Here is a 20,653-nt window from a genome sequence, read left to right on the forward strand (position 1 = left end):
CGCATCGACGTCCTCTTCGCCATGCTCCGAGACGGCACTTTCTACCAGCCACCTACTCCGGCCACCGCTTGACGAAAACCATAGGGGCACCTTTTCGCCGCCCCGGCGGCGTGCTGGTGGGCTCGGCAGACGGTGGAGTCGACGTTCACGTCCCAGGTGATCAGGCCCTTCGCATCCGCCTGGGCCTGGAGCTGGGTGACGATCCTGGCCCAGGTGCCGTCCCGCTGCCAGCGCCGGAACAGGTCGTAGACCCGGTCCCATGGCCCGTAGCTTTCCGGCACATCGCGCCAGGGGGCACCGGTCCGGGTCCGCCACCGTATGCCGTCTATCAGCTGCCGCCGCGTCCACACCGGCGGACGGCCCGGCTTGATGCCCTGCGGCAACAACGGTTCCAGCCGGGCCCACTGGCCATTCGTCAGATCACCACGCTCCACAGCACGTGATCATCAGGCTCAAGATCCACTTTCGCAACACGCCCTAGAGGGCGTCTGAAAAGCTGGTCAGCAGGCTGATCGTGCAAGGCGCCGTACGAGGAGCATGGCCATGGTGAGGTAGACGGCGTTCTCCGAGCACACGGGCAGGTACTCGTAGTCCTTCGACAGGCGGCGGCACCGTCCCAGCCAGGCGATCGTCCGCTCCACCACCCGACGTCGCGGGACCACCGCGAAAAAGGGGCACGGCCGGAGGCGGTGTCCCTGCCTTCGCCCAGGTCGAGCGGAATCCGCCGTCACGGCGCTGCACGACCTGCACGGTGATGCCGGTGGCTTCCCGGGCCCAGGCATGGAAGTCGGCGCCGCGGGAGCCCTGGTCCACCCACACGTGCCGAAGGCGCGGGAAGGCATCGGCTGCCCGGGAGAACAGCATCGCGGCGCCATCACGATCGCCGGCGCTCGCCGGGCTCACGCAGGTGATCAGGACGGTGCCGCGGGTGTCGACGAGCAGGTGGCGCTTGATGCCGCCGACCTTCTTGCCGCCGTCGTATCCGTGCAGGCCGCCGCGTTCGCCGGCCCTCACGCTCTGACTGTCCACGATGGCTGCGCTGGGCGTGGGATCACGGCCGAGCTGCACCCGCTCGCGTTCACGCAGCGCCGTCAGCATCCGCTCCCACACGCCTTCTTGCCGCCATCGCCGCCAGTGGCGGTAGACGGTCTGCCACGGTGGCAGGTCATGCGGCAGCAGTCTCCGGGCGCAGCCGGCCCGCAGCCAGTACGTCAACACGTTCAGGATCTCCCGCCGCGTGTGCCTCGCCGGCCGACCGCCGGGTTTGACCGCCGGGACCAGCGGACGGAGCGATAGCTTTACCGGGGGCTTTGACCCCGACGTATCCCGTGATCACCCCATCGACGCTGATCCCGTGGTCCGGCCGCACACGCCGCTCGGTATCACGCACCTCGTCGTGAAAGACGGCTCACACCCCGAGCTCGGGTCCGGCCGTCCGCAGCGGCTGCTCCAGCGGCGTGCGTATCGCGGCCTCCGGCTCCCCCGGGCCGGCCAGCTTCATCCCGCACTCCACACCGAAGCCCTTGACGGCTCCGACAAGCCAACGCGCTTGCCTCTCCCACAACTCCCCCCAATCAAACAGAAAGTGATCATGCCGGATCAGAGGATCATGGTTAACAGGGCGTCAGAAAGACTGAGTGCGTGGATGGTTGGTTTAGGCAGAATAGGAACTCTGACCGACACGCCATCCTGAACACCCGACGCTGCGTCCCGCGACATGCACGTAGGTGGACAGACAGGCCACCTACACGGCTGAGGATGACCTTCTAACAAGCGGCCGCTGCCGGCTGTCAGCCGCCCCGTACGGGAACGACGACCGTCGGCAGCGGCCCCGCCACTTCCCGCGGGTCCACCGCCAGACCGAACTCGCTCTCCACCGCTTCCAGAGCGGCAGCCGGATCGGAGAAGTCGTCACCCGGCTCGTCCAGAAAAAAGCCGACCCGTTCCAAGGCCCGGTTGAGCCGGTCCGGCTCCTTCCCGGACGCCGGGTCAAACCTCCACGAGTCGAACAGGGCGAGAATCTCCCCGTCACGGGCGTGCGCCACGCGAGTGGTGCCGTCGAGGAGCTGCCACACGGACACCGCTTCCGTGCTCCTGGACAGCTCCTTGAGCACCGGCTCCCTGAACGGGACACCCATCTGCGGGAGTGCATCGAACACATACGCCCAGCCCTCCCCCTTCGGGCAGTAGACCCGCACTGCCCAGCTGTCCAGGCTGAAGTGCTCAGCCACACCGTCGATGGGACACCGGAGCAGCGGATCCGGGCCGGCGGCACCCAGCCGGGCCAATACGTCCGCCTCCCCAAGCCCCCGGACCGCGGTCACGCAGAACCACTCGTCCCCCAGCACATCGAACAACGTGGAAGCCATCACGACCCGCGCCTTCCCGGTCAGCACCCGCCTGGCGGCCGCCAACGCTACGACACACGCCTGAACTCCCGATGACGAACGCCGGCACTGTGAAACCGGCAAGTGTCTGGTGGCCAGTCCTCCGGTTACCCGGCCACAGCAGACCACTTCGCTTCGTTCCCCGTCCGACCGAGGGGGGCCAGGAGGAATAGTCGAGACCTGTGGATCGGCGTGTCATGCGACTTGTTGGTCGCCTCGTGATTCCTGGCTGGTTTCTTCGGCGGGTCGTTCGATGAGTGTGTGCTCAGCAGAACCTTTTTGGTCCTAGGGTCGGGCCATGAGCAGGACCGATCGCGTCAGCCGGGTCATCGCGGCACCACCGGCGACTGTCTACGGTGCCCTCCTCGACAGGGAGTCGCTTGAGGACTGGCTGCCGCCGGACGGCATGCGCGGGCGGGTCGAGCGGTGGGATCCCCGGCCTGGCGGCGGATTCCGGATGGTCCTCACCTACCTCGACTCCACCGACAGCCCCGGCAAGACCTCAGAGGCGACGGATGTCGTCGACGTCGGGTTTGCCGACCTGGTACCACCGGAGCGTGTGGTGCAGCGGGCGGTGTTCGAGGCCGACGATCCGTCGTACGCAGGCATCATGACTATGACCTGGCACCTCGCCGCCGTCGGTGACGGGACCGAGGTGACCGTCACCGCCACGGACGTGCCACCCGGCATCGACCAAGCGGACCACGAAGCTGGAATCGCCTCCTCGCTGGCCAACCTGGCGTCGTACGTCGAAGCGGCCAGCTGACTCAAGCCGGCTGTGCCCTGGCCCGGCCACGATGTTTCACGCAGACCAATTGTCAAGATCAGTGGCTCGGTTGTGGTTGTTCAGGCGGCGTGAGTCTCGGGGCGTTCGAAGCGGGCTCCGGTCCGGACGAGTGCGACGAGGTGGGGTGCGTTCACGGCTTGCCAGCGTTGCCGGGCGGGCTCAACGAGCTTGAAGACCATCGCGAGAGCGGCGGCCGCGCTGCCCGTTCCCTTGCTGGCCTTGGTCCGCAGCCGTACGGTCGCGAAGGTCGACTCAGTGGGATTCGTCGTACGCAGGTGAACCCAGTGCTCCGCGGGAAAGTCGTAGAACGCCAGCAGTTCATCACCGTCGTCCGGGCCGGAGCCCGCTTCGAACGCGGCCGGCTCATCGAGCACCCCACCACCGCTGCGGCATAGAGTCTGGTGCACCATGACCGACCACCACACCTACGGCACCAGCACCCACACCGTCGGCGAGTTGGTCCGGCTCGTCAGTGACCGCCTCGGGCTGATCTTCACCGAGCGCGACAGCTACTACCAGGGCGTTTATTACCTCGCCGACATTCCCAGCGGGCGGATCCAGATCCAGCCCAACCCGATCCCCGGCGACGATGATGAAGACGACCTCTACGCCCCGGAACATCCGGCGGCCCAGGTGCTGTTGCTCACCACCACACCGACCTCGGACCCCGCCCTGCGAACCCGCCTGGGCTCCATCGAAGGGCTCACCCACCTGAACCACGAGACAGCGTGAACAGCTACTGATCCACAGCTTTTGACAATTACTCGACGGCGCCGGGCAAGGGGCGGTCAGGCAGGCGGACGGCCTGTGATGGACGGCAAAGTCGTTGTCCTGATCCGGCGGTAGGTCCTGAAGCCGTATCCGGTCAGTCCTGCCCAGATGACGGTACTGACCAGAGGCCACCACAGATCCCGTCCCCCCTCACCCCGGGCGAGATTGACGATCCAGTTCACCGCCCAGCTGACCGCAAGGACAAGCGCCACCCACCTGGCCCACCGCCAGATTCCCATGGTTCCCCGGGCACGCGCTTCCTGAGGGCTCCGCTTGTTCTGCCGCAATCGTGTGCCATCCATACCTACCCGCCTACCCCCTGCCCGCCCCTTGCCTCCCGGCCTTTGACAGAGGGCCGAAAACGAAGGGTCTGATGCGGCGTCGGGTGACGAGTTCGGTCACGCGGCCTGCGGGGCCGGTGTTGTCATGACGGTCTCGAAGAGGATGCATCCGTCGGCCTGTCCGCGCCGGGCGACGGCGTTGTCCAGAGCGGTCACGGCCAGGCGGGAATTCATCCGCGCATCGATGGAGTAACCCACGATCCTGTTGCTGAAGACGTCCTTGATCGCGCAGAGGTACAACTTCCCCTCGCTGGTGGCATGTTCGGTGATGTCGGCAGGCCAGAGCCGGTTCGGGCCGTCCGCGGTGAAGTCGCGGCGGACCAGGTCGTCGTGCACCGGCGGGCCGGCCTTCTTGATCCCGCCGCGCTTCTTGCCGAACACGCTCCACCAGTGGTTGTCCCGGCGGATCCGCCATGCGGTCCGGCCGGCCATCGCGGCCTCCGAGCTGCGGGCTTCGCCGGCCAGGAAGCGGCAGCCGAACTCAGGGTCCTCGCGGTGGGCGTCGAACAGCGCGTTCGCTCGATGAGCCTGCTTCGGCACGGGGTCCGTCACGGGCTTGTCGAGCCTGCGGTGGTAGGGCTGTCCGGCGAGCTTCAGCACCCGGCACGTCACCGTGACGGGCACCCCGTCCACGGCCGGCTCTTTCACGAGCGGGTAGATCCTTCTCCCGGCGGATGCGCCTGTGACAGACAGGCCGCCGCCCGGCGGAGGACCTCACTCTCCTGCTCCGGCAGCTTGATCCGCCGACGCGCTTCCCGCAGTTCCGCGCTTTCCCGGCCGGTCACCCCGGGCCTGGTCCCGTCGTCGATGTCCGCCCGCCGCATCCATTTCCACAACGTCATCGGATGGACTTCGACGTCCTTGGCCACCTGCCCGACCGTCACCCCCGGGACACGGTTCCTCGCGACCCGCACGACGTCCCCACGGAACTCTCTAGGACAAGGCTCGGGCACCGCGACATCCTTCCCACCCACCCCACAGGGCAAGCCAGTTCAGACGCCACCCGATCGTGCGGCAGACCCCACCCCGCCCACCCCGGCCTAACCGCCCACTCGACTTCTCAGTGAACCCACAACACCCCAGGCCAGCAAGCACTCGGCAACACCAACAAACCCCCTCCGAGCGTTACGAACGTGCAGGTCATCGTCGATGCCGACACCCGCCTTGTGATCGCCGCCGCCCATCCGGTTCCGGGCACCACCGCGGACGCGCACGCCTGGCGGGCCTCCGGGCTGAGCAAACACTGCCGGGGCGTGACCGTCCTGGCAGACGGTGCCTACCTCAACTGTGGGATGGCCGTACCGCACCGCAAACGCCCTCACCGGCCCCTGCTGCCGGGCGAGGAGGACGACAACGCCGCCCACCACAAGGTCCGTGCCCGCGTCGGGCATGTGATCGGCCGGATGAAGAACTACAAGATCCTCCGCGACTGCCGACAGCGCGGCGACGGCCTCCAGCACGCGGTCCAAGGCCCTGACCTGCCCGAAACGGCCTTGTGCAACACCCTTCAGCCAGCACCTCCCGCACAGCGGGGGAAGCTCACCATCCGGGCGCGGCCGGCCCCTGCCCGGCAGTCCGCCTGGGACGCACAAGGGCGGGAGCGCCTCACCGCCCACCACACGTGTGCACCCGGTGCACGCCCAACCGCCCCACAAGGGAGGACACCGTGACCACGACCGGGCCGGACCGGGGCCAGCCGCTGCTCTGGCTTCTCGCGGGCAGGGCAGCCTCGTGCTCACCGGCCAGGTGCTCCACCAACGCACGGCGTGCCGGGGCACTGCAGCCGTCGCAGAAGGGGCATCGCTCCCCTCCTCCCGGCGGCCGTGCGGGCCGCCCGCAGCCGCCGGCCACCACAAGCCGGGTCGGCGGCGGCAGGAGCCTTCGCCCCTTGCGGAAACTCCGGGGACGGGCTGCTGATCGACGGGTGTTGAACCACCCCGCAACACTGCGGCGGTCCGCAGAGGTGGAGGAAAATACCTGCTCGGAGGGTGTTGAACCGTTCCGCAACACCGCTATGGCCCGCAAAGGTGGTGTCACGTCAGGGGCAGCAAGCCTGCCCACCCAGCACCACGTACCCGCCCCCTGGGAGGGGGCCGTGCGCGTGGAACCGAAGGGGGCCATTGCCTTGAAGAGCACTGTGTCCGTACGTACCGCTGTCGTACTGCTGCTGGCTGTGCTGGCTTCGGTGGTTGCCGGCCTGCTCACCTACTGGAGCGGGACAAACCTGCCCGTGGCCTTTCTGGCGGGTGGATCGGCCTTCGCAGTCGTGTTCCCGCTGGCCGACTCCGTCGTCGGCGACGCCTGACCGGCTGGCCTCGGCCCGGCTCGGGGCAGGGGGGCCGGGCCGGGCCCGAGCCGCCTCGGCTGCGGGAGAGTACGAGGAGGGTTATGGGCCCGTCGGTTGCTTCGGGGCGTCCGGGTCTTCTCCCTGCCTCTCCAGGAGGGGGAAGATCAGGGCCTCGGGGCTGCGACGTTCGGTGAAGGAGGAAACCTCCTCGTGGTAGAACGGGCCCAGTGCCCACCGCTTGCGGTGACGGGATGCCCGTACCAGGGTGGGGTCCTTGATGTCGTCGTTCTCCTCCTGAGCGGGCGTGGTCAGGCCCAGCATGACCGCGCAGAGCCACTCGGCGAACAGTGCCGACAAGTTTGCTGCGGCCGCTTGCCAAGTACCGGACACTTCGATGTCCAGCCCGGCCTGTCCAGCCACCCAGACCCCCAGCCGCAGCGAGAGAACCGCCATCCAGACCAGTCCGGCCGCTACACCGGCCACCGCCAGGACAGCAGAGACAGCCAAGCCCGTGCCCCGGGCCACACGAGCGGCCACCGGTGCACGCCCGTACGGCTCGCGGTTCCTGAGCACCGACCACAGGAAACCGAAGCCCCCGATTGCCACCGCCGCGACAAGAGCCCCCAGCACGGTGCCGACGAACGTCGCCACGGTCGCGGTCACGACCAACGCGAGAATGCGCTGTCCCGCCGGCTGAGGCAGGATCACGCCCTCCCACCACGACGCCGACCAGAGGCCGGCCGCAGCGGCACAGGTCAGCACAGCCAGGGTCGCGACCTGGGCCAGGGCTTTGACAGCGCGGGCCCGCAGACCGGTGTGCTCAGCCACCTGCAGTTCGGTGGTGTGAAGCCGTTGCCGGAGTTCGGCGACGAGGCTGTGGGCCGCGCGGGCCTCAGCGGCCGCTCGCTGTTGGTCGGCCTCCATCTCCGTGGCGGAGCGGACAGCGGCTGCCAGCTTGCGCTGCTGATCGGCGGTAACTGCCCGCAAGGAGGCGAGCTGGGCGCTGAGCCGGGCCTGATGGGTGAGGGAGCGATCGAATTCGGCGCGGTGGCGGTCGAGCTCGGCGCCCAGGTGGCCCAGTTCGTCCAGCAGGGTGCGGCGGTCCTCCGCGTCGGCGGCCGAGTTCGCGTCGAGGGATGCCGACATGGCCACCACACGGTCGTGCACGGCGTGCAAGGTCTGCTCGGCTTCAGCTGTGCGGGCCGTGGCGGCAGCCAGGTCCTTACGCAGCGACCCCATGATCAGATCGGCTTCTTCGAGTTCGAAAAGAGCGTTCTCCAGACGGTGAGCGGGATTGGCGCTGGCCTTCAGTGCCTCCTGGCGTAAGCCCCGCAACTTTGCCACCCGCTTCCCGGAGAGCGGAGTGGAGAGCCGGTTGCCGATCCATACCAGCAGATCGATGAAGTCCTCCGGGGCGATGCCGTCACCGCTGCGGTAACGCCGGACCGTGGTGTGGTCGTAACTCAGCGGCTTCTTGGCTTCGCTCCCCTTCTTTCCGCCGTCGGCGGCGTACTCGTGGCGGCGCTCGGTGTTCAAGGCCTCCACCTGGCGCAGCGAGAGCCCTTCCCCGCGGGCCTCGCCGAACTCCTTCATCACCTCACCGAGCTCGGTTCCGAAAACCCGCGCTGGCGGCTCTTCGCCGGCGTCATCTGTGATGCGGTCCAACAAGCCCTCCCCCTACCCCTCACCTCTTGCCCCCGGTGCCCTGCCTCCCCGGCGGCTCCCTCCCGGATTCACAGCGTAGAGATCGGACCGGGGCCACGGAGGCGGATCCGCCACCCACCAGCGGCCCAGGGTCTTTGCGTGAAGTGATCTAGTCCGGGTTTACTGACTTCCGCTCGTCAGGGTGAGGCTGGTTCGTCGAGGGTCAGGCCGGTGCCGGCTATGAAGCCGTCGAGGGTGTCGGGCCGGTACTGAAGGCGCTTGAGCCGGTTACGGACGAGAGCTTCGAGTCGGTCGGGCGCGACCACGGCGAGGCTGACCAAGTTGCGCTTGACGTGGGCCCATACCCATTCGACGGGGTTGAGGCCGGGCGAGTAGACGGGCAGCAGGAACACCGTCAGCCATGCGCGCTCGGCGGCCAACTTGCGCATGGCGTGAGAGACGTGGGTGTCGAGGCGGTCCCAGACCAGCACGATGGGTGCCTCGAGGAGCTGGTGGACGCCGTCGACGAGTGCGACGAAGTCACGCTCGCCCATGCTGCGGCGTTTGCCTTTGCCCGCCCGGTGGGTGCGCAGGCGGTGGCACGACCGGGTGCGGGAGCCGGGCCGCATGGCGATCAGTCCGGCCACCGACAGGCGTCCCGAGCGGCGCCCGCTGATGGTCACGACCGGGGTGCGGCCGCGTCGGCCCCAGGTACGTCCTTTGGACGGCCGGGGGACTCCAGGGCAACAGGCCCCCCTGCAGCCGAAGCATGGATGAGGCCGAACGGGCCGCACGGAGTCTCCGTGCGGCCCGTTGCTGTGCCCGGGTCAGGTGTGTCGCCGGACCAGTCCCAGCGGTTCCGCTCGCCGGCTCCAGGTCGTACAAGGCCCGACCACCAGCGCCGAATTACCCGAGATCGGTCATCGGCGCGACGCCGGTCTGGATCTCGTCCACTGCCCAGCCGATGATATCGAGCAGCAGCCCGTCGAGCGGGCCGCCGACCAGTTCGGCGTAGTCGCGGTGCGGGAGCGGGCCCGGGCGGCCGTGGTCTGCGCCGTAGACCCGGCCGCGCAGCAACTCCTCATCACCTTCAGGAGCGGCTGCATGTGGTCGCGGCCGAAGCGGAGGAACACCGGGCCGGCGGGACCGTGCTGGCGCAGCTGGTTCAGGCCGATCGCAATGATCGGGATCTTCCGGTCGTAGAGGTGGTGGCCGGCGGCTTCGTGAAGGATGACTTCGGCGAGGGCGCCGCGGCCGTCATTCTTCGGCAGGGCGGCGGCGTGGCGCTGGACGTCAGCGGCAACGGCGCAGGCGTGTCCGGTGAGCTGGAGGGCGATCTACTCGGACGGCTGCGCCCGTGGCAACGGCTGGGCGATCGGGCGGCCGATCAGGTCCGCTTCACCGGAGTACGGGCCCGGGGCGGCGCCGGGCGGCAGACCGTCGTCGTCCTGGCCCACGCCGTCACCGCTCCGCGCACCAGCTGACGCATCATGCGCCCCCCGGCCACCAAGACGCGGACGCCAGCGCCTGTACGCGATCCGGGCCGGGTCGCCCACCGCCCCCGGACAGACAAGGGAGGCACAGCGTGAGCACCAAGCAACACGACGCGGACGCGTACGGCCGGGAGCCGCCCCGCATCAGCCTCCACCAAAGCGAGGCCACGGCATGGTCCACCTGCTGGGCGACCCCGAGTCCGCGTATCCGCCTGAGCCGGCGAACCTCCGGGGCACACAGCGACGGGCCGCACGGAGTCTTCCGTGCGGCCCGTCGCTGTGTGCGCCTTAGGGTGTGTCGCCGTCAGGCGCAGGTGAGCCGGTCGGCCACAGCCCATTCGATGCGTGCCCCGCGACGAATCAGTCGGGCGATCCCACAGACCTGGTCGGCGTGCGGCCGGCGCCCCGTGTAGTGCCGCAGGGCACGGCGGACCCCGTCGCGGAGCTCCGCCTCCGTCATGCTCTCCGGCCACTCCTGCAGTTCGTCCATAAGTCGCCTCGCGCGGGCCGCACGGTCCAGCGCCGCATCCGCGAGCGGCCCTTCGTCGAAGCCGTTCCGTACGCGCAGGCCGTCCTCGATGTACGTCATGGCGCTCTTCCTCTCCGCCCGGGCGCGTGCCGTCTGCCAGTTGGAGACGCGGTCACGGGACCGGGCGAGCGGGAACGTAGAACACGGGCATCGTTAGCGTCTCGCCCTCCAGGACGGCCTCCGGTCGGCCACGTCGGCGCCCTTGAGGAACACGACCGGGTCGTGGTCGCTGTAGGCGGTGCTGAGGGCCTCGCCCTGGCCATGACATGGTGGCTCTCCGGCCGCCCGAGCTGGAGGGCCGGTGCACGACGATCGGCGCGTTGCTCCCGCCTCCCAGCGTGCCCCGGGCCAGGCTGGTGGGTGAGTCGGCCCGGGACGGTCAGAGAATGTCGCCGGTCCAGTCCCAGCGGTCCGGGTCGCCGGGGCGCGGGTCGTACCGGGCACGGCCGGAGGAGGGGCTTCTGTAGCCGTAACCATACGCAATTCGGCCTGACCCGGATGCTGTGCGCGGTCAGCAGCACGCAGGGCCCGTTATCCGCGGGGAGCCTACGGCAGGTCGCGGAGGGTTCGGGCGGTTCACCGCTTCTTAGCGCAGGTCCCGCAGTTCACGCAGCCCGTAGTCGGGCGGCAACCATCCCCGCTTTCTGCGGTCAATGGTCTTTTGCGTGTGCGGTGGAGGGTGGGGGCAGCCTTGCATCAGGTCCGGCATCTCGCTGGCTCAGGAGAGCCGGTAGTGCGCGGCGCACACGGGCCAGATGGTGTTTGCGGGTTTCTTCGGGCGCGGGGCCGGGCCACGTTTGGTTCGGCGTCGCTTGGGGCGGGGCGGTTGGGGTGGGGCGGTTGGGGTGGGCGCAGTTTGCAGCTCTCGGCGAAGTCTGTCAGGGATGGCAGTCCTGTACTGCGCAGCGGGTCGCTGAACAGGGGGCCGTCGGTGCCGGTGTCGATACTCCAGGCGGGTGCGGCAGCCCTCGCAGGGGGCGGGCCCAGCCGAGGACCGGACGGGTCATACAGCCCTGCCGGAGACCGTGGTCGTGAAGCGTGATGGTCGAGGTGTCCGGCTCCAGGTCGCGGGCGCGCGCGGTATCGAGTTGGGTGGTGGAGGCCGCGGTGAACGTTGCCGTGGCGAGCTGGGCTGCTAGGTGGGGGCTGGCTGGGGCGCGGTGGAGGCGCCAGGCGGCTTCCGCTTCGGTGACCGGTGGCATCGCTGGTGGGAAGAAGTCCCGGTCCGTTGCCGTCGGTGCTGCGCAGTGGCACGGGCCCGTGGCCTCGTCGAAGGCTTTGAACGTGGTTGGGGCGGACAGGCTGATCCATCGGTTCGCCAGCGGCCGCGCTACGGGGAGCGAGGGCAGAGGGGCCGGTTCGGTCTCGGGGAGCAGGGCGGATGCCTCGGCGATGTGGTGTTCCACCGGCCGCAGTTCGCGTTCCAGGAAGGGCCTCGTCTTCCGGCGGTGACAGACAAGGGTCAGGCGGATGCCTGTGCGCCGGCGCAGGGCGAGGAGGTCCTTGAAGCGGTGCGGAGTGAGGAGGTGGGCGCGCAGCAGGGTCAGGTGGGTGATGGGGGGTGGCGAGGATCCAGGCGGCGGCGAGCGACCAGGCCCGGGGGGTCGGCGTACCGGGAAAAGTGCTCAGGCGTGTACAGACGAACGTGCTCAGTCGTGGGACCAGGAGGGCAGTCCTGCGGCCGTGGGGGTGTCCGCGAGTGTCCATGACTCGACGGCGGTCTGAACCTGGAGCACGCGGGCGTAGGCTCTCAGGGATGCGGACAGGCGAGTTGTCCAAGCGCACGGGCGTGAGTCCGCGCTCACTGCGGTACTACGAAGAGCAGGGCCTGCTGACCAGTTCACGCTCCGGCGCGGGGCAGCGTCACTATTCCGATGCTGCGGTCCAGCGCGTGTCACTCGTCCGACAGCTGTTCGACGCGGGTATGTCCAGCAGGGTGATCGCGACTGTGCTGCCGTGTGTGGACGTCCCGGGTGACCTGGGCGTCGCCGAGGAGACGTTCACGGCGATGATGCGCGAGCGCGACCGGATCGACGCCGGCATCGCGCACCTGATCGAGACCCGGGATGCACTCGACGTGCTGATCAGGGCCAACAGCCGACACCGGGCGGAGCTGTCCACGGCCCCGGAACCGGTGGCGCAGTCGGCCTGATGCCGTGATCTGCGTCTCAGCCGGTTGCCCCTCACATCAATGTCAAAGGTGAGGATGGCGACAACGCCCGGAAGCACCGGGTCGGTCGTACGAGAGGCGGCGGAAGATGGGGCAGGCATGGGGTTTCGGCAGGTATGGCGGGCCCGAGGTGCAGGAGTTCTTCGATCGTCCCGACCCTGTCCCCGGTCGCGGCGAGGTGCTGATCCAGGTCGACGTCGCCGGCGTGAATCCCCTCGACCACCTTCTGCGCTCGGGTTTGGTCGACGGGCTCGACGGCGGGCGTCCGTTTCCCCGCGTGCTGGGCATGGAGGCAGCCGGAACCGTTCTCGCCCGGGGCGAGGACGTCAACGGGCTCGAGGTGGGTGACGCGGTCTTCGGCTTCGCACTCACCGGTGGCGGCACCTACGCCGAGACGACCGTGCTGTCCGCGCCGAACACCGCGCGCATCCCGGAGGGTCTGTCCATGGCCGTGGCGGCAACGCTGCCGGTAGCCGGGACGACCGCGGTGGACGTGCTCGACCAGCTCAGCCTCCCGGCCGGTGCCACGGTCCTGGTCAACGGAGTCGGGGGTGGGGTCGGCCTCGCCGTCGCCCGGCTGGCCATCGGACGCGAGCTGCGTGTGATCGGCACCGGGAGTACCGCCAAACGCGAGCACGCCGAGGCCATCGGGGTGCGGTTCATCGACTACACCGCTGAGGACGTCGCCGCCGCGGCACGCGAGCTGGTTCCGGACGGCTTCGACGGGATCGTCGACCTGGCCGGAGGCACCTCGCTGCGGACGGTTGCTCCGCTGGCCCAGGATCCCCGCAACGTCATCGCTGTGGGTGACATGTCCGTGTCCGATCTCGGTGGGCGTTTCGTCGAGCGTCGCGTCGACCGCGAGAACCTGGAGCGGTCGGCCCGGCTGGCCCTCGACGGACTCCTCGCACCCGTGATCACCGCGGTCCATCCGCTCTTTGACGCCCCGGCCGCCCTCGCCACCGTCGAGAACGGTCACACCCCGGGCAAGGTTGTCATCAAGGTGGCATGAGAAGTGCCCGGCCGTCCGACGCTGTCGGCCGTCCACTGCGGACTGACGAGAACCCGTGGTCAGCGCCTCATCAACTGAGCACGTTCACCTGTACGGGGTTGAGCACGTTCAGGCGTACGCCGACACGGGGCCGGATCGGCAGGTCGATAGCCCGTCAGGGGGACGGACTTGCCCAGAGCGGCGAGGATGTCGCAGGCGAGTGCGAGGGCGGCGTCCACACCGGGAGTGGGGTGGACGGTGAGGTGTCCGCCGTGTGGAGCGTGGGAGGCAAGGGCCGCCCGGGTGCGGGCCACGTCGTCGTGTGGGTCGATGATCACCGTGACCGGGGGCGGGTTCGGGCAGTCGAGCATCAGGCCGCCCGGCGGTGGCTCAGCTTGCTGTAGGCCCAGCGCAGCAGTTCCTCATCCACGCATGCCCGTCCGGTCTCTTTCATCCCCACGGTGAGGTGGTGGGTGATCTTCGCCCAGGCCCGGAAGTTCCCGTGGGCCGCTTCCCGGTCGCACAAGGCGATCAGTTCGGGGTCCGCGTCCGTCCAGGCGGGGTGGAAGGGCCGGGACGACGGCCAGGACCTCGTCCAGCGGCATGCGGTCGATCTCCTGCCAGATCCTCGACGTCTTCGCCGACGCTGCTGGACCGATGCGTGCCCGCGACCTGTGCCAGGCCCTGGACCTCTCGCTCAAGCCGAAGAACATCGAGAGCACTCGGCACAAGCTCAAGCGCCTGGTCAGCCTGGGTGTCCTCGCCGAGAACGAACCGGGCCTGTTCATCCAGCGCCGCCCATAACAGCCCTCCGTTCCAGGCCACCCGTCCGTCACAGCTGCCGCACTTGCCATCCGGCTCACGCTGCGATCGCTAGTAACCCGTCATGCGGAGCCACTGCATCGTTGTGACGAGCTCTTCGCCGAAGTCCTCGCAGAGCGCGAGCAACCCGCGACCGGTGGACGAGTCGAGCAGCCCTGCTGAATCGGGGAGAACCCCGAGAGCATCGTGGCAGGCGGTCTCGACAGCGAAGTGGCGCGATGCGAAATAGCCCTCGCTCGCTCGGCCCGCCAGGTCGGCAAGGTACTGGCGGTGGGCTTCCTCCGAGGGGTGAGAGTAGAAGGAGCCCTCGACGAGACCGTCGAGGTAGTTCGCCAGGCCGGCCGAGGCTTCGACCACTCGCTCGACTTCGTCCACGCCAGGCTTGTCCAGCAGTTCACCGAAGGTCAGCAGGTTGCTGATGGTCTCCAACTGAAAGAGCTGGACCGTGTCCGGGTCAACTTCAGATGTGAAGAGCGGGGCGGTGCGCAGCTCGGCGATTGCTCGCCGGTATGCACGATCCGACTCTTCACCAGCGGGTGATGCTGCCAGTCGGAACAGCGACTCCAGCACAGACTGGTCGACGCCCCACTCCGCATCCAATCCGAACGCGAGTATCGGCGCGCGCCACCGCCACAGGGCCAGGACGGCAGCCTGACGCTGATGGACGGGCCTCAGGTCCGCCAATCGCTCGATCCGCACCACGTTCTCGAGTCAGCCCTTCTGATCCACCGGCCTCGCCCGTCCCCTTTACCTCGGGACACTGTAGAAGCCGCCGAAGGACCACGTGACCGCCAGGACGGTGTCCGACCCAAGCCAACTGCGAGAATCGAGCATACCGGTTCAGAATGCCCTCTTAGGTCCGCTTTGAGAGCGCGGGCCTTGCTCTCACGGACCTTGGCCAGGGCGCGGCGCTGCGTCGGTGTCGCGGCCTCGGCAAGGTAGGCGTTGCCTAGTACTCCAGTTGCAGTTCGCTATTCCTGCTGGTCATGGGCTTGTTCGTGAGTGTACTTGGCTGATGTGCCGTCAGGTGGCGGGAGTTCGTGACTTCGGGTGCGGCGGCGGTAGTGACAGCGGCGTGCGGTGGCCTGGTGACGGCGGCGCCAGCGGGACCAGTTCAGTGCGTGGCGCGTACGCCGTATGTGCGTCAGCGTGGGGCGGCCAGTTGCCAGGAGTCGCCGGATTTCCGCCACCGTGAGCGGGGCGAGATCGCCGGAACCGGTTCTGCGGCCCCCCTTTCCGTCCCTGCGGCGGCGGCCATGGCGGCAAGGAAGGCGTGGGCGAGCATCGCCAGGGTGATGTGCCTGTACCAGCCCGGATACCGGCGGACTTCGTACTGATCCAGGCCGCATTCGTTCTTCGCGGCCTGGAAAGCCTCCTCGATCGCCCAGTGCGTCCCGGCGATCCGCACCAGCTCGCCAACGGCGGTGCCGGCCGGCGCATAGGCGAGGTAGTAGGCGATCTCATCTGGGCGGGCCAGGCTGCGGCGGGCCAGTACCCACCGGTCGTGGGTGGGCGCATCGCCGTCGAAGTCGTCGATCGCTGGCAGCCTCGCTGCCGCCCAGTCGTAGACGCGCGGCTCCTTCGCGCCGGCCCCGCAGGAGTGGCGTTCCCAGGCATCCTCGGGTGCCTGGGTGATGGCGAAGTCGATGCGGCCGATGGCGTGCACGTGTTGGGACTTCGGCACGGCCAGGGCATAGCCAACGCCGGCCTCCTCCAGCATGCGGCGCAGCCGCCACTCCTGGTCGTAGGCGGAGTCCGCGGTCACCCAGGCGATCGGCAGCGGCGAGGCCAGGGCCCGCATGATGACGGCCTTCGCGAGATCACCCTTGGTGGCGAACGCACGCTCGTCGGGAACTTTCGCCTCCGCGCAGCGGTCTGGATCGGAGGTCCAGGACTTCGGCAGATACAGCTCCCGGTCCACCAGCGCGCGGCCCCGGCAGGAGGCATAGGCGGCGAACACGCCGATCTGGCAGTTCTCCGTGCGGCCGGCCGTGCCGGAATACTGCCGCTGGACCCGGCCGAGACGGTGCCCTTCTTGATGAACCCGGTGTCGTCGATGATCAGCACTCCGGCTGGATCCCCGAGCCTCTCGGCAACGTATTCCTGCAGGTCATCGCGGACCTAGTCGGGGTTCCAGCAGGCCCGGCTCAGCAGGTGCTGCAACCCTGCGGGGGTGTCGTGACCGGCATGCTCGGCCAGCTGCCAGCTGTTCTTCCGGCCCACCGGACCGAGCAGGCCATGCGCATAGGCCCGCATCCGCCGAAGATCCACCCGCCCGAAGCGGTGACCGATCCGCACCAGCAGCTCTTCCAGTTCCGCCGACCAGACATCGGGCCGCACATCATCTTGCACGACAAACACAACGGCCTGCCGCACCCGAAGTCACGAACTCCCGCCACCTGACGGCACATCAGCCAAGTACACTCACGAACAAGCCCATGACCAGCAGGAATAGCGAACTGCAACTGGAGTACTAGTGATCTGAGTCGGAGATTCGTCGGCAGTAGGCGGCGACTTTGTCGAGGATCTCGTCGGCGGTCTTCGTCCAGACGAAGGGTCTGGGGTTTTCGTTCCAGTCGGCGAGCCAGGACCGGATGTCGCGTTCGAGGGCCTGGACGGATCGGTGGACACCGCGCTTGAGCTTCTTCTGGGTCAGCTCGGCGAACCACCGCTCCACCAGGTTCAGCCAGGACGAACTCGTCGGCGTGAAGTGCAGGTGGAAACGGGGATGTGCCAGCAGCCACTTCTTGACGGCGGGTGTCTTGTGGGTGACGTAGTTGTCGAGGATGAGATGCACCTCGAGCTCGGCGGGCACCTCCTTGTCGAGCTTGGCCAGGAACTTCTTGAACTCCACGGCCCGGTGGCGTCGGTGCAGGGAGCCGATCACCTTCCCCGTGGCGACCTCCAGGGCCGCGAACAGGGTGGTGGTGCCGGCGCGGACGTAGCCGTGGCCGCGGCGTTCGGGAACGCCGGGCATCATCGGCAACACGGGCTGGGACCGGTCCAGGGCCTGGATCTGCGACTTCTCGTCCACGCAGAGGACCAGGGCCTTCTCCGGCGGGTCGAGGCAGAGGCCGACGACGTCACGGACCTTGTCGATGAACAGCGGGTCGGTAGACAGCTTGAACGTCTGCGAGCGGTGCGGCACGAGTGCGAACGCCCGCCAGATCCGCGAGATCGCCGACTGCGACATGCCGGTGGCCGCCGCCATCGACCTGGTCGACCAGTGGGTGGCGTTCTCCGGCTTCTCCTCCAGCGTCTTGACGACGACCCGTTCGACGTCCGCGTCGGTGATCTTCCGCGGGACGCCGGGCCGCGGCTCGTCACACAGGCCGTCCAGGCCGCGTTCGAGGAACCGCCGCCGCCAGGTGCGGACCGTGTCCGGACTGACCCGCAGCCGGCGTGACACCTCCATGATCGAGTGCCCCTCGGCGCATTCCAGCACGATCCTTGATCGTTGGGCCAGAGCCTGGGCCGTCGTGCGGCGACGCACCCAGCCCTCCAGCACGACCCGCTGGGCATCGGTCAGCGACAACGGCGGAATCATCGGACCCGGACGACTCATACCGAACCAACGACGAATCTCCGACTCAGATCACTAGGTGTGGGTGGTCAGACAGGCGTACCAGCGGGTGAGCTGTCGGCGAAGCCAGCCGCCGATGTTGACGCCGGCGATGAGGATGTCGGGGTGGAGGGTGGCCGGGTCGTTACCGGCGGCCAGGTGAACGCGCAGGAGGTGTTACTTGCGGTACCGGTCCGCCCCGTGCGGGAGTGGCCCGTCTCTCGCCTATCGTGCGGCACCGCATCAGAACATGCTGGCTCAAGTATTCGTTCCAGCTTCCTGATCTGCCCGGCGTCTTCGGCTCCTGCACGACCAGTGCGCCACCCACGAGGAGTGGCGCCGGTCAGGAGGGCGGCATCTACAGGAGACAAGAGGGCTCGCCCTGACCTGGCTTGGACGCAGCGCCGTAAGGTGCAGGGCGGGTCAGCGATCGACGAACTGCTCCAGCTCCGGGTCGTCGAAGAATGCGCGGTTGGCGTAGGCGAACCGCACTGCCAGCGCCAGATTTGCGGACCGGGCGGCCGGAATGGGCAGCCGAGCGCCTTCCGGTGACGCGGGCGGTGGCATGCAGTCGAGTATGAACTCCCGCGCGTGGGCGACGAACTTGTCGAGTGTGCTGGGGCTCGCACCTGCCTGTGTGGCGATCTGGACGCGGTTCTCCAGTCCCAGGGCCAGGGCCTGCCAGAGCCGCAGCTGCGTGCGAGTGCCGCACACTGTACGCAGCTTCAGATGCTCTGGACGGAAGAAGTACGGGCGTAGGTGCCCGAGCGGCGGCTCGCGTCCGTCGAGGAGGTCGCAGATCACGTCCGCCTGATTCGAAGGCGGTGAGGCCTTGCTGATCCAGGTGCTCGGTTTGTGCGGGCAGAGCTCGAAGGCGGCGCGGAGCATCAGCTCGCGGTTGCCTTCGACGTCCGCCGTGTACAGCGCGGTTTTGGTGCCGGGCGTGTGCTGGGCCAGTAGTCGCAGTGCGGTCAGCCCGTGGCTCTGGGAGCCGCCGGCTCGGCGGGCTCCGAAGTCGAGGTCGACAAGCGCCACGTCGTACGTGACTCCCATGTCTTCCGCGAGTTCCACGGTGGCGGGGATGTCGTCGGGGCTGGTCACCTGAGCGATCTCGAACGTCAGACGCCCCGATGTGACGGCGGAATGCCGGTTGAGCATGCCCTCGATGCTGTACTCGATCGTGCCCAGGTCATCGACGATCAGGACGTGCCGGAGGGGGGCGCCTTCTTCGGGCTGGTGGAGCTTATCGGTCAAGGAGCTACCTCCGGCTGGCGATGTGCGGGAAGTCAGTGTCCCAGAGGCCGGACGGAACGTCAGCAGCACGGGAAATCTGGCGAGTTAGTGTTCACAGAGCGAGCCAGGTGGCTCGCACTCGGGCTCCGCCACCGGGTGCGCGGCTCACCTCGATCCCACCGCCACGCCGCTTCAGCCTGCGGTCCAGTACGGCGAGACTGGACCCTTGCCGGTTCATGGACGAGGATCCATCGAAGCCGCCTCCGTCATCCTCCACCGTCACCGTCACCCTGTGCCGCCGCCCCTCTTCGGCCATGCTGATGAAGATCCGGATGCCGTAGGTGGAGCGGCCGAGCCGGTTGGCCTCGCGAACGCTGTTGGCGCACAAGTCGCTGAGGACGATCTCCAGCAGATTCAGGTCGGTGGGACGCAGCGGCGCCCCGTCCGTGCCCGCGCTCTCGGCTGACAGTTCGATCGCCGAGCTGTCGGCCGCATGGGCTCGGGATGTCGACCGGACGCCTTCAATGATCTCGTCGAGGTCAAGGCAGTCGCCCTCGCGGAACGGGTGACAACGCAAGGTCTCGACCTGATGCACCAGACTGTGCCAGCTCGCCTGTACCGCTGGGGACTGGGAGTCCAGTTCCAGCTGCGTGCCAAGGATGCGCAATTCGTTCTTGATCTTGCTGTGTACAACGCTCGACACCGCGTCGGACAGGTCCTTGCGCTGATCGCGCAGGGCGTCCGGAAGCGCGCTCAGCAACGCGTTGACCAGGCTCACGTCCACGTAGAGCCGGAGCATCAGCCCCACGATCACGATCGCACCGTCGGGTCCCGGGGCCGACGCCGGTGCGCACACCCGGTACAGCGCGAATCCGGCCCCGGCAAGGGCGAGGGGGAGCAGGAACCGGAACCAGGCGTGGTCGGCCCGCCGGGCCAGGTCGACCTGGTACCAGGAAGGGTCGATGACGTATTGGGAGAAGGGGAGGTACAGCAACAGAAGCGTAAACGCAACGGACCACAGGACCGGCACTGCCTGCTGGGTCTCGGGTGCCGTCCAGGCGGTGAGGGAGGCCATGGCGAGGACGCCCGCGCCTTCGGTCAGGCCGGGCACGTCCACGCTCACCCGCCTGTCCCTGGCCGTGCGTCGCAGGTAGCTGGAGAATCGGCGCAGGGCACGCCGGTCGTCCATCCAGTCCAGGGCACCTTCGTGGTGGTGACTCCACGCCGCGACCGCGCCCAGGGCGGACAGGGCCCCGGTCATGAGGACCAGGGTGACGAGAAGCCGCGTACTGCCCTGCGGCCGGCTGGTGGGGCTGGTGAGCATTTCGACGGTCAGGGTGCCCGTCCACAAGGGGACGACGACCATCCTGCTGAGAGCCATCCTGCGGTAGAAGCCGTGAAGGGCGCGCCTGACCATGACCGCGTGCTGTGTGGTGTGGAGTTCCGGATGGTGGCCCGGGACGAGAGCGCCCTTGCCGAACACCCGGTCGCGTATCGAGAACGCCGCTTCCTCTGATGACATGCGCACGATTGTCTCCGACGGGGGGCATGGCGGGAAGGAAACGTTCGTACGCCGGACTGCAAAACTTTGTAATCCGTACGGCAATTCAGTGCCTCGCCGGTTCCTCGGGCCTTC

At 68.3% G+C, this 20,653-nt stretch carries 18 protein-coding genes and 6 pseudogenes; 8 read left to right on the forward strand and 16 right to left on the reverse strand.

Annotation, left to right across the window (positions count from 1 at the left end; all coding sequences use genetic code 11):
- Window positions 1–92: 92 nt before the first annotated feature.
- The 3 genes and pseudogenes from ACZ62B_RS35130 to ACZ62B_RS35140 all read right to left on the reverse strand — a co-directional run.
- Window positions 93–434 (reverse strand): annotated as a pseudogene (locus ACZ62B_RS35130) (IS5 family transposase); the annotation flags it as partial.
- Window positions 435–477: 43 nt separating this feature from the next.
- Window positions 478–1,281, reverse strand: a complete 804-nt coding sequence (locus ACZ62B_RS35135; protein ID WP_469693578.1) for an IS5 family transposase — start codon at window positions 1,279–1,281, stop codon at window positions 478–480.
- A 509-nt stretch (window positions 1,282–1,790) separates the two neighbouring features.
- Complete coding sequence (locus ACZ62B_RS35140; protein ID WP_469693504.1) at window positions 1,791–2,369, reverse strand: DUF6461 domain-containing protein; 579 nt, start codon at window positions 2,367–2,369, stop codon at window positions 1,791–1,793.
- A 316-nt stretch (window positions 2,370–2,685) separates the two neighbouring features.
- Here ACZ62B_RS35140 and ACZ62B_RS35145 point away from each other — a divergent pair, with 316 nt between their 5' ends.
- Window positions 2,686–3,153 carry an SRPBCC family protein gene (locus tag ACZ62B_RS35145; RefSeq protein WP_469693506.1) on the forward strand — a complete coding sequence of 156 codons (468 nt, stop codon included), beginning with the start codon at window positions 2,686–2,688 and terminating at the stop codon, window positions 3,151–3,153.
- 80 nt (window positions 3,154–3,233) lie between these two features.
- Here ACZ62B_RS35145 and ACZ62B_RS35150 read toward each other — a convergent pair.
- A pseudogene (locus tag ACZ62B_RS35150) lies at window positions 3,234–3,506 on the reverse strand (transposase); the annotation flags it as partial.
- Window positions 3,507–3,582: 76 nt separating this feature from the next.
- Here ACZ62B_RS35150 and ACZ62B_RS35155 point away from each other — a divergent pair.
- Window positions 3,583–3,906 carry a hypothetical protein gene (locus ACZ62B_RS35155; RefSeq protein WP_468722436.1) on the forward strand — a complete coding sequence of 108 codons (324 nt, stop codon included), beginning with the start codon at window positions 3,583–3,585 and terminating at the stop codon, window positions 3,904–3,906.
- 503 nt (window positions 3,907–4,409) lie between these two features.
- Here the strand turns inward: ACZ62B_RS35155 and ACZ62B_RS35160 are convergent.
- Together ACZ62B_RS35160 and ACZ62B_RS35165 are read right to left on the reverse strand one after the other, a co-directional pair.
- Window positions 4,410–4,772 (reverse strand): annotated as a pseudogene (locus ACZ62B_RS35160) (DDE-type integrase/transposase/recombinase); the annotation flags it as partial.
- 158 nt (window positions 4,773–4,930) lie between these two features.
- Entirely contained in the window at window positions 4,931–5,260 is a 330-nt protein-coding gene (locus tag ACZ62B_RS35165) for a transposase (RefSeq protein ID WP_469693509.1), read from the reverse strand.
- A gap of 153 nt (window positions 5,261–5,413) precedes the next feature.
- Here ACZ62B_RS35165 and ACZ62B_RS35170 point away from each other — a divergent pair.
- Together ACZ62B_RS35170 and ACZ62B_RS35175 are read left to right on the forward strand one after the other, a co-directional pair.
- A pseudogene (locus ACZ62B_RS35170) lies at window positions 5,414–5,755 on the forward strand (transposase family protein); the annotation flags it as partial.
- Between the two features lie 626 nt (window positions 5,756–6,381).
- Window positions 6,382–6,591, forward strand: a complete 210-nt coding sequence (locus ACZ62B_RS35175) for a hypothetical protein (protein ID WP_344566383.1) — start codon at window positions 6,382–6,384, stop codon at window positions 6,589–6,591.
- 81 nt (window positions 6,592–6,672) lie between these two features.
- Here ACZ62B_RS35175 and ACZ62B_RS35180 read toward each other — a convergent pair whose 3' ends face one another.
- The 3 genes and pseudogenes from ACZ62B_RS35180 to ACZ62B_RS35190 form a co-directional block, all read right to left on the reverse strand.
- Entirely contained in the window at window positions 6,673–8,238 is a 1,566-nt protein-coding gene (locus tag ACZ62B_RS35180; protein WP_469693511.1) for a hypothetical protein, read from the reverse strand.
- Window positions 8,239–8,414: 176 nt separating this feature from the next.
- Window positions 8,415–8,924, reverse strand: a pseudogene (locus tag ACZ62B_RS35185) (transposase); the annotation flags it as partial.
- A 199-nt stretch (window positions 8,925–9,123) separates the two neighbouring features.
- Window positions 9,124–9,294: a hypothetical protein gene (locus ACZ62B_RS35190; protein WP_344566790.1), complete on the reverse strand. Its 171-nt coding sequence runs from the start codon at window positions 9,292–9,294 to the stop codon at window positions 9,124–9,126.
- A gap of 29 nt (window positions 9,295–9,323) precedes the next feature.
- Here ACZ62B_RS35190 and ACZ62B_RS35195 point away from each other — a divergent pair, with 29 nt between their 5' ends.
- Window positions 9,324–9,701 carry a hypothetical protein gene (locus ACZ62B_RS35195; protein ID WP_468887243.1) on the forward strand — a complete coding sequence of 126 codons (378 nt, stop codon included), beginning with the start codon at window positions 9,324–9,326 and terminating at the stop codon, window positions 9,699–9,701.
- Window positions 9,702–10,014: 313 nt separating this feature from the next.
- Here the strand turns inward: ACZ62B_RS35195 and ACZ62B_RS35200 are convergent, their stop codons facing one another.
- Complete coding sequence (locus ACZ62B_RS35200; protein WP_469693514.1) at window positions 10,015–10,299, reverse strand: hypothetical protein; 285 nt, start codon at window positions 10,297–10,299, stop codon at window positions 10,015–10,017.
- A 1,696-nt stretch (window positions 10,300–11,995) separates the two neighbouring features.
- Here ACZ62B_RS35200 and ACZ62B_RS35205 point away from each other — a divergent pair.
- Together ACZ62B_RS35205 and ACZ62B_RS35210 are read left to right on the forward strand one after the other, a co-directional pair.
- Window positions 11,996–12,391: a MerR family transcriptional regulator gene (locus ACZ62B_RS35205; protein ID WP_468880288.1), complete on the forward strand. Its 396-nt coding sequence runs from the start codon at window positions 11,996–11,998 to the stop codon at window positions 12,389–12,391.
- A 106-nt stretch (window positions 12,392–12,497) separates the two neighbouring features.
- A complete protein-coding gene (locus tag ACZ62B_RS35210) occupies window positions 12,498–13,421 on the forward strand; it encodes an NADP-dependent oxidoreductase (RefSeq protein ID WP_469693516.1) in 924 nt (307 codons plus the stop codon).
- Window positions 13,422–13,770: 349 nt separating this feature from the next.
- On the opposite strand, the gene ACZ62B_RS35215 is transcribed toward ACZ62B_RS35210, so the two are convergent.
- Window positions 13,771–13,926 (reverse strand): hypothetical protein, encoded by a 156-nt coding sequence (locus ACZ62B_RS35215; protein ID WP_399807618.1) that lies wholly within the window; start codon window positions 13,924–13,926, stop codon window positions 13,771–13,773.
- A 77-nt stretch (window positions 13,927–14,003) separates the two neighbouring features.
- Between ACZ62B_RS35215 and ACZ62B_RS35220 the strand changes: the two genes are divergently transcribed.
- Window positions 14,004–14,204, forward strand: a complete 201-nt coding sequence (locus ACZ62B_RS35220; RefSeq protein WP_469693518.1) for a hypothetical protein — start codon at window positions 14,004–14,006, stop codon at window positions 14,202–14,204.
- Window positions 14,205–14,273: 69 nt separating this feature from the next.
- Here the strand turns inward: ACZ62B_RS35220 and ACZ62B_RS35225 are convergent, their stop codons facing one another.
- From ACZ62B_RS35225 to ACZ62B_RS35245, 5 genes and pseudogenes are all read right to left on the reverse strand, one after another.
- On the reverse strand, window positions 14,274–14,924 hold the full coding sequence (locus ACZ62B_RS35225; protein ID WP_469693520.1) for a hypothetical protein: 651 nt from the start codon (window positions 14,922–14,924) through the stop codon (window positions 14,274–14,276).
- Between the two features lie 442 nt (window positions 14,925–15,366).
- Window positions 15,367–16,562 (reverse strand): annotated as a pseudogene (locus ACZ62B_RS35230) (IS701 family transposase).
- Between the two features lie 133 nt (window positions 16,563–16,695).
- Window positions 16,696–17,787, reverse strand: a complete 1,092-nt coding sequence (locus ACZ62B_RS35235; RefSeq protein WP_469693522.1) for an IS630 family transposase — start codon at window positions 17,785–17,787, stop codon at window positions 16,696–16,698.
- A gap of 420 nt (window positions 17,788–18,207) precedes the next feature.
- The gene (locus ACZ62B_RS35240; protein ID WP_344566403.1) at window positions 18,208–19,038 is read right to left on the reverse strand and encodes a hypothetical protein; all 831 of its coding nucleotides are present in this window, start codon (window positions 19,036–19,038) and stop codon (window positions 18,208–18,210) included.
- Between the two features lie 91 nt (window positions 19,039–19,129).
- On the reverse strand, window positions 19,130–20,500 hold the full coding sequence (locus ACZ62B_RS35245) for an ATP-binding protein (protein WP_469693524.1): 1,371 nt from the start codon (window positions 20,498–20,500) through the stop codon (window positions 19,130–19,132).
- Window positions 20,501–20,653: the final 153 nt, after the last annotated feature.

Source organism: Streptomyces sp. NPDC053426 (genome assembly GCF_055585405.1).

Bases quoted from the DNA above. Each gene is read 5' to 3' on its own strand.
- ACZ62B_RS35210 (WP_469693516.1), top strand. From the start codon at position 12,498: ATGGGGCAGGCATGGGGTTTCGGCAGGTATGGCGGGCCCGAGGTGCAG.
- ACZ62B_RS35220 (WP_469693518.1), top strand. From the start codon at position 14,004: ATGCGGTCGATCTCCTGCCAGATCCTCGACGTCTTCGCCGACGCTGCT.
- ACZ62B_RS35140 (WP_469693504.1), bottom strand. From the start codon at position 2,369: ATGGCTTCCACGTTGTTCGATGTGCTGGGGGACGAGTGGTTCTGCGTG.
- ACZ62B_RS35145 (WP_469693506.1), top strand. From the start codon at position 2,686: ATGAGCAGGACCGATCGCGTCAGCCGGGTCATCGCGGCACCACCGGCG.
- ACZ62B_RS35205 (WP_468880288.1), top strand. From the start codon at position 11,996: ATGCGGACAGGCGAGTTGTCCAAGCGCACGGGCGTGAGTCCGCGCTCA.
- ACZ62B_RS35155 (WP_468722436.1), top strand. From the start codon at position 3,583: ATGACCGACCACCACACCTACGGCACCAGCACCCACACCGTCGGCGAG.
- ACZ62B_RS35235 (WP_469693522.1), bottom strand. From the start codon at position 17,787: ATGAGTCGTCCGGGTCCGATGATTCCGCCGTTGTCGCTGACCGATGCC.
- ACZ62B_RS35200 (WP_469693514.1), bottom strand. From the start codon at position 10,299: ATGACGTACATCGAGGACGGCCTGCGCGTACGGAACGGCTTCGACGAA.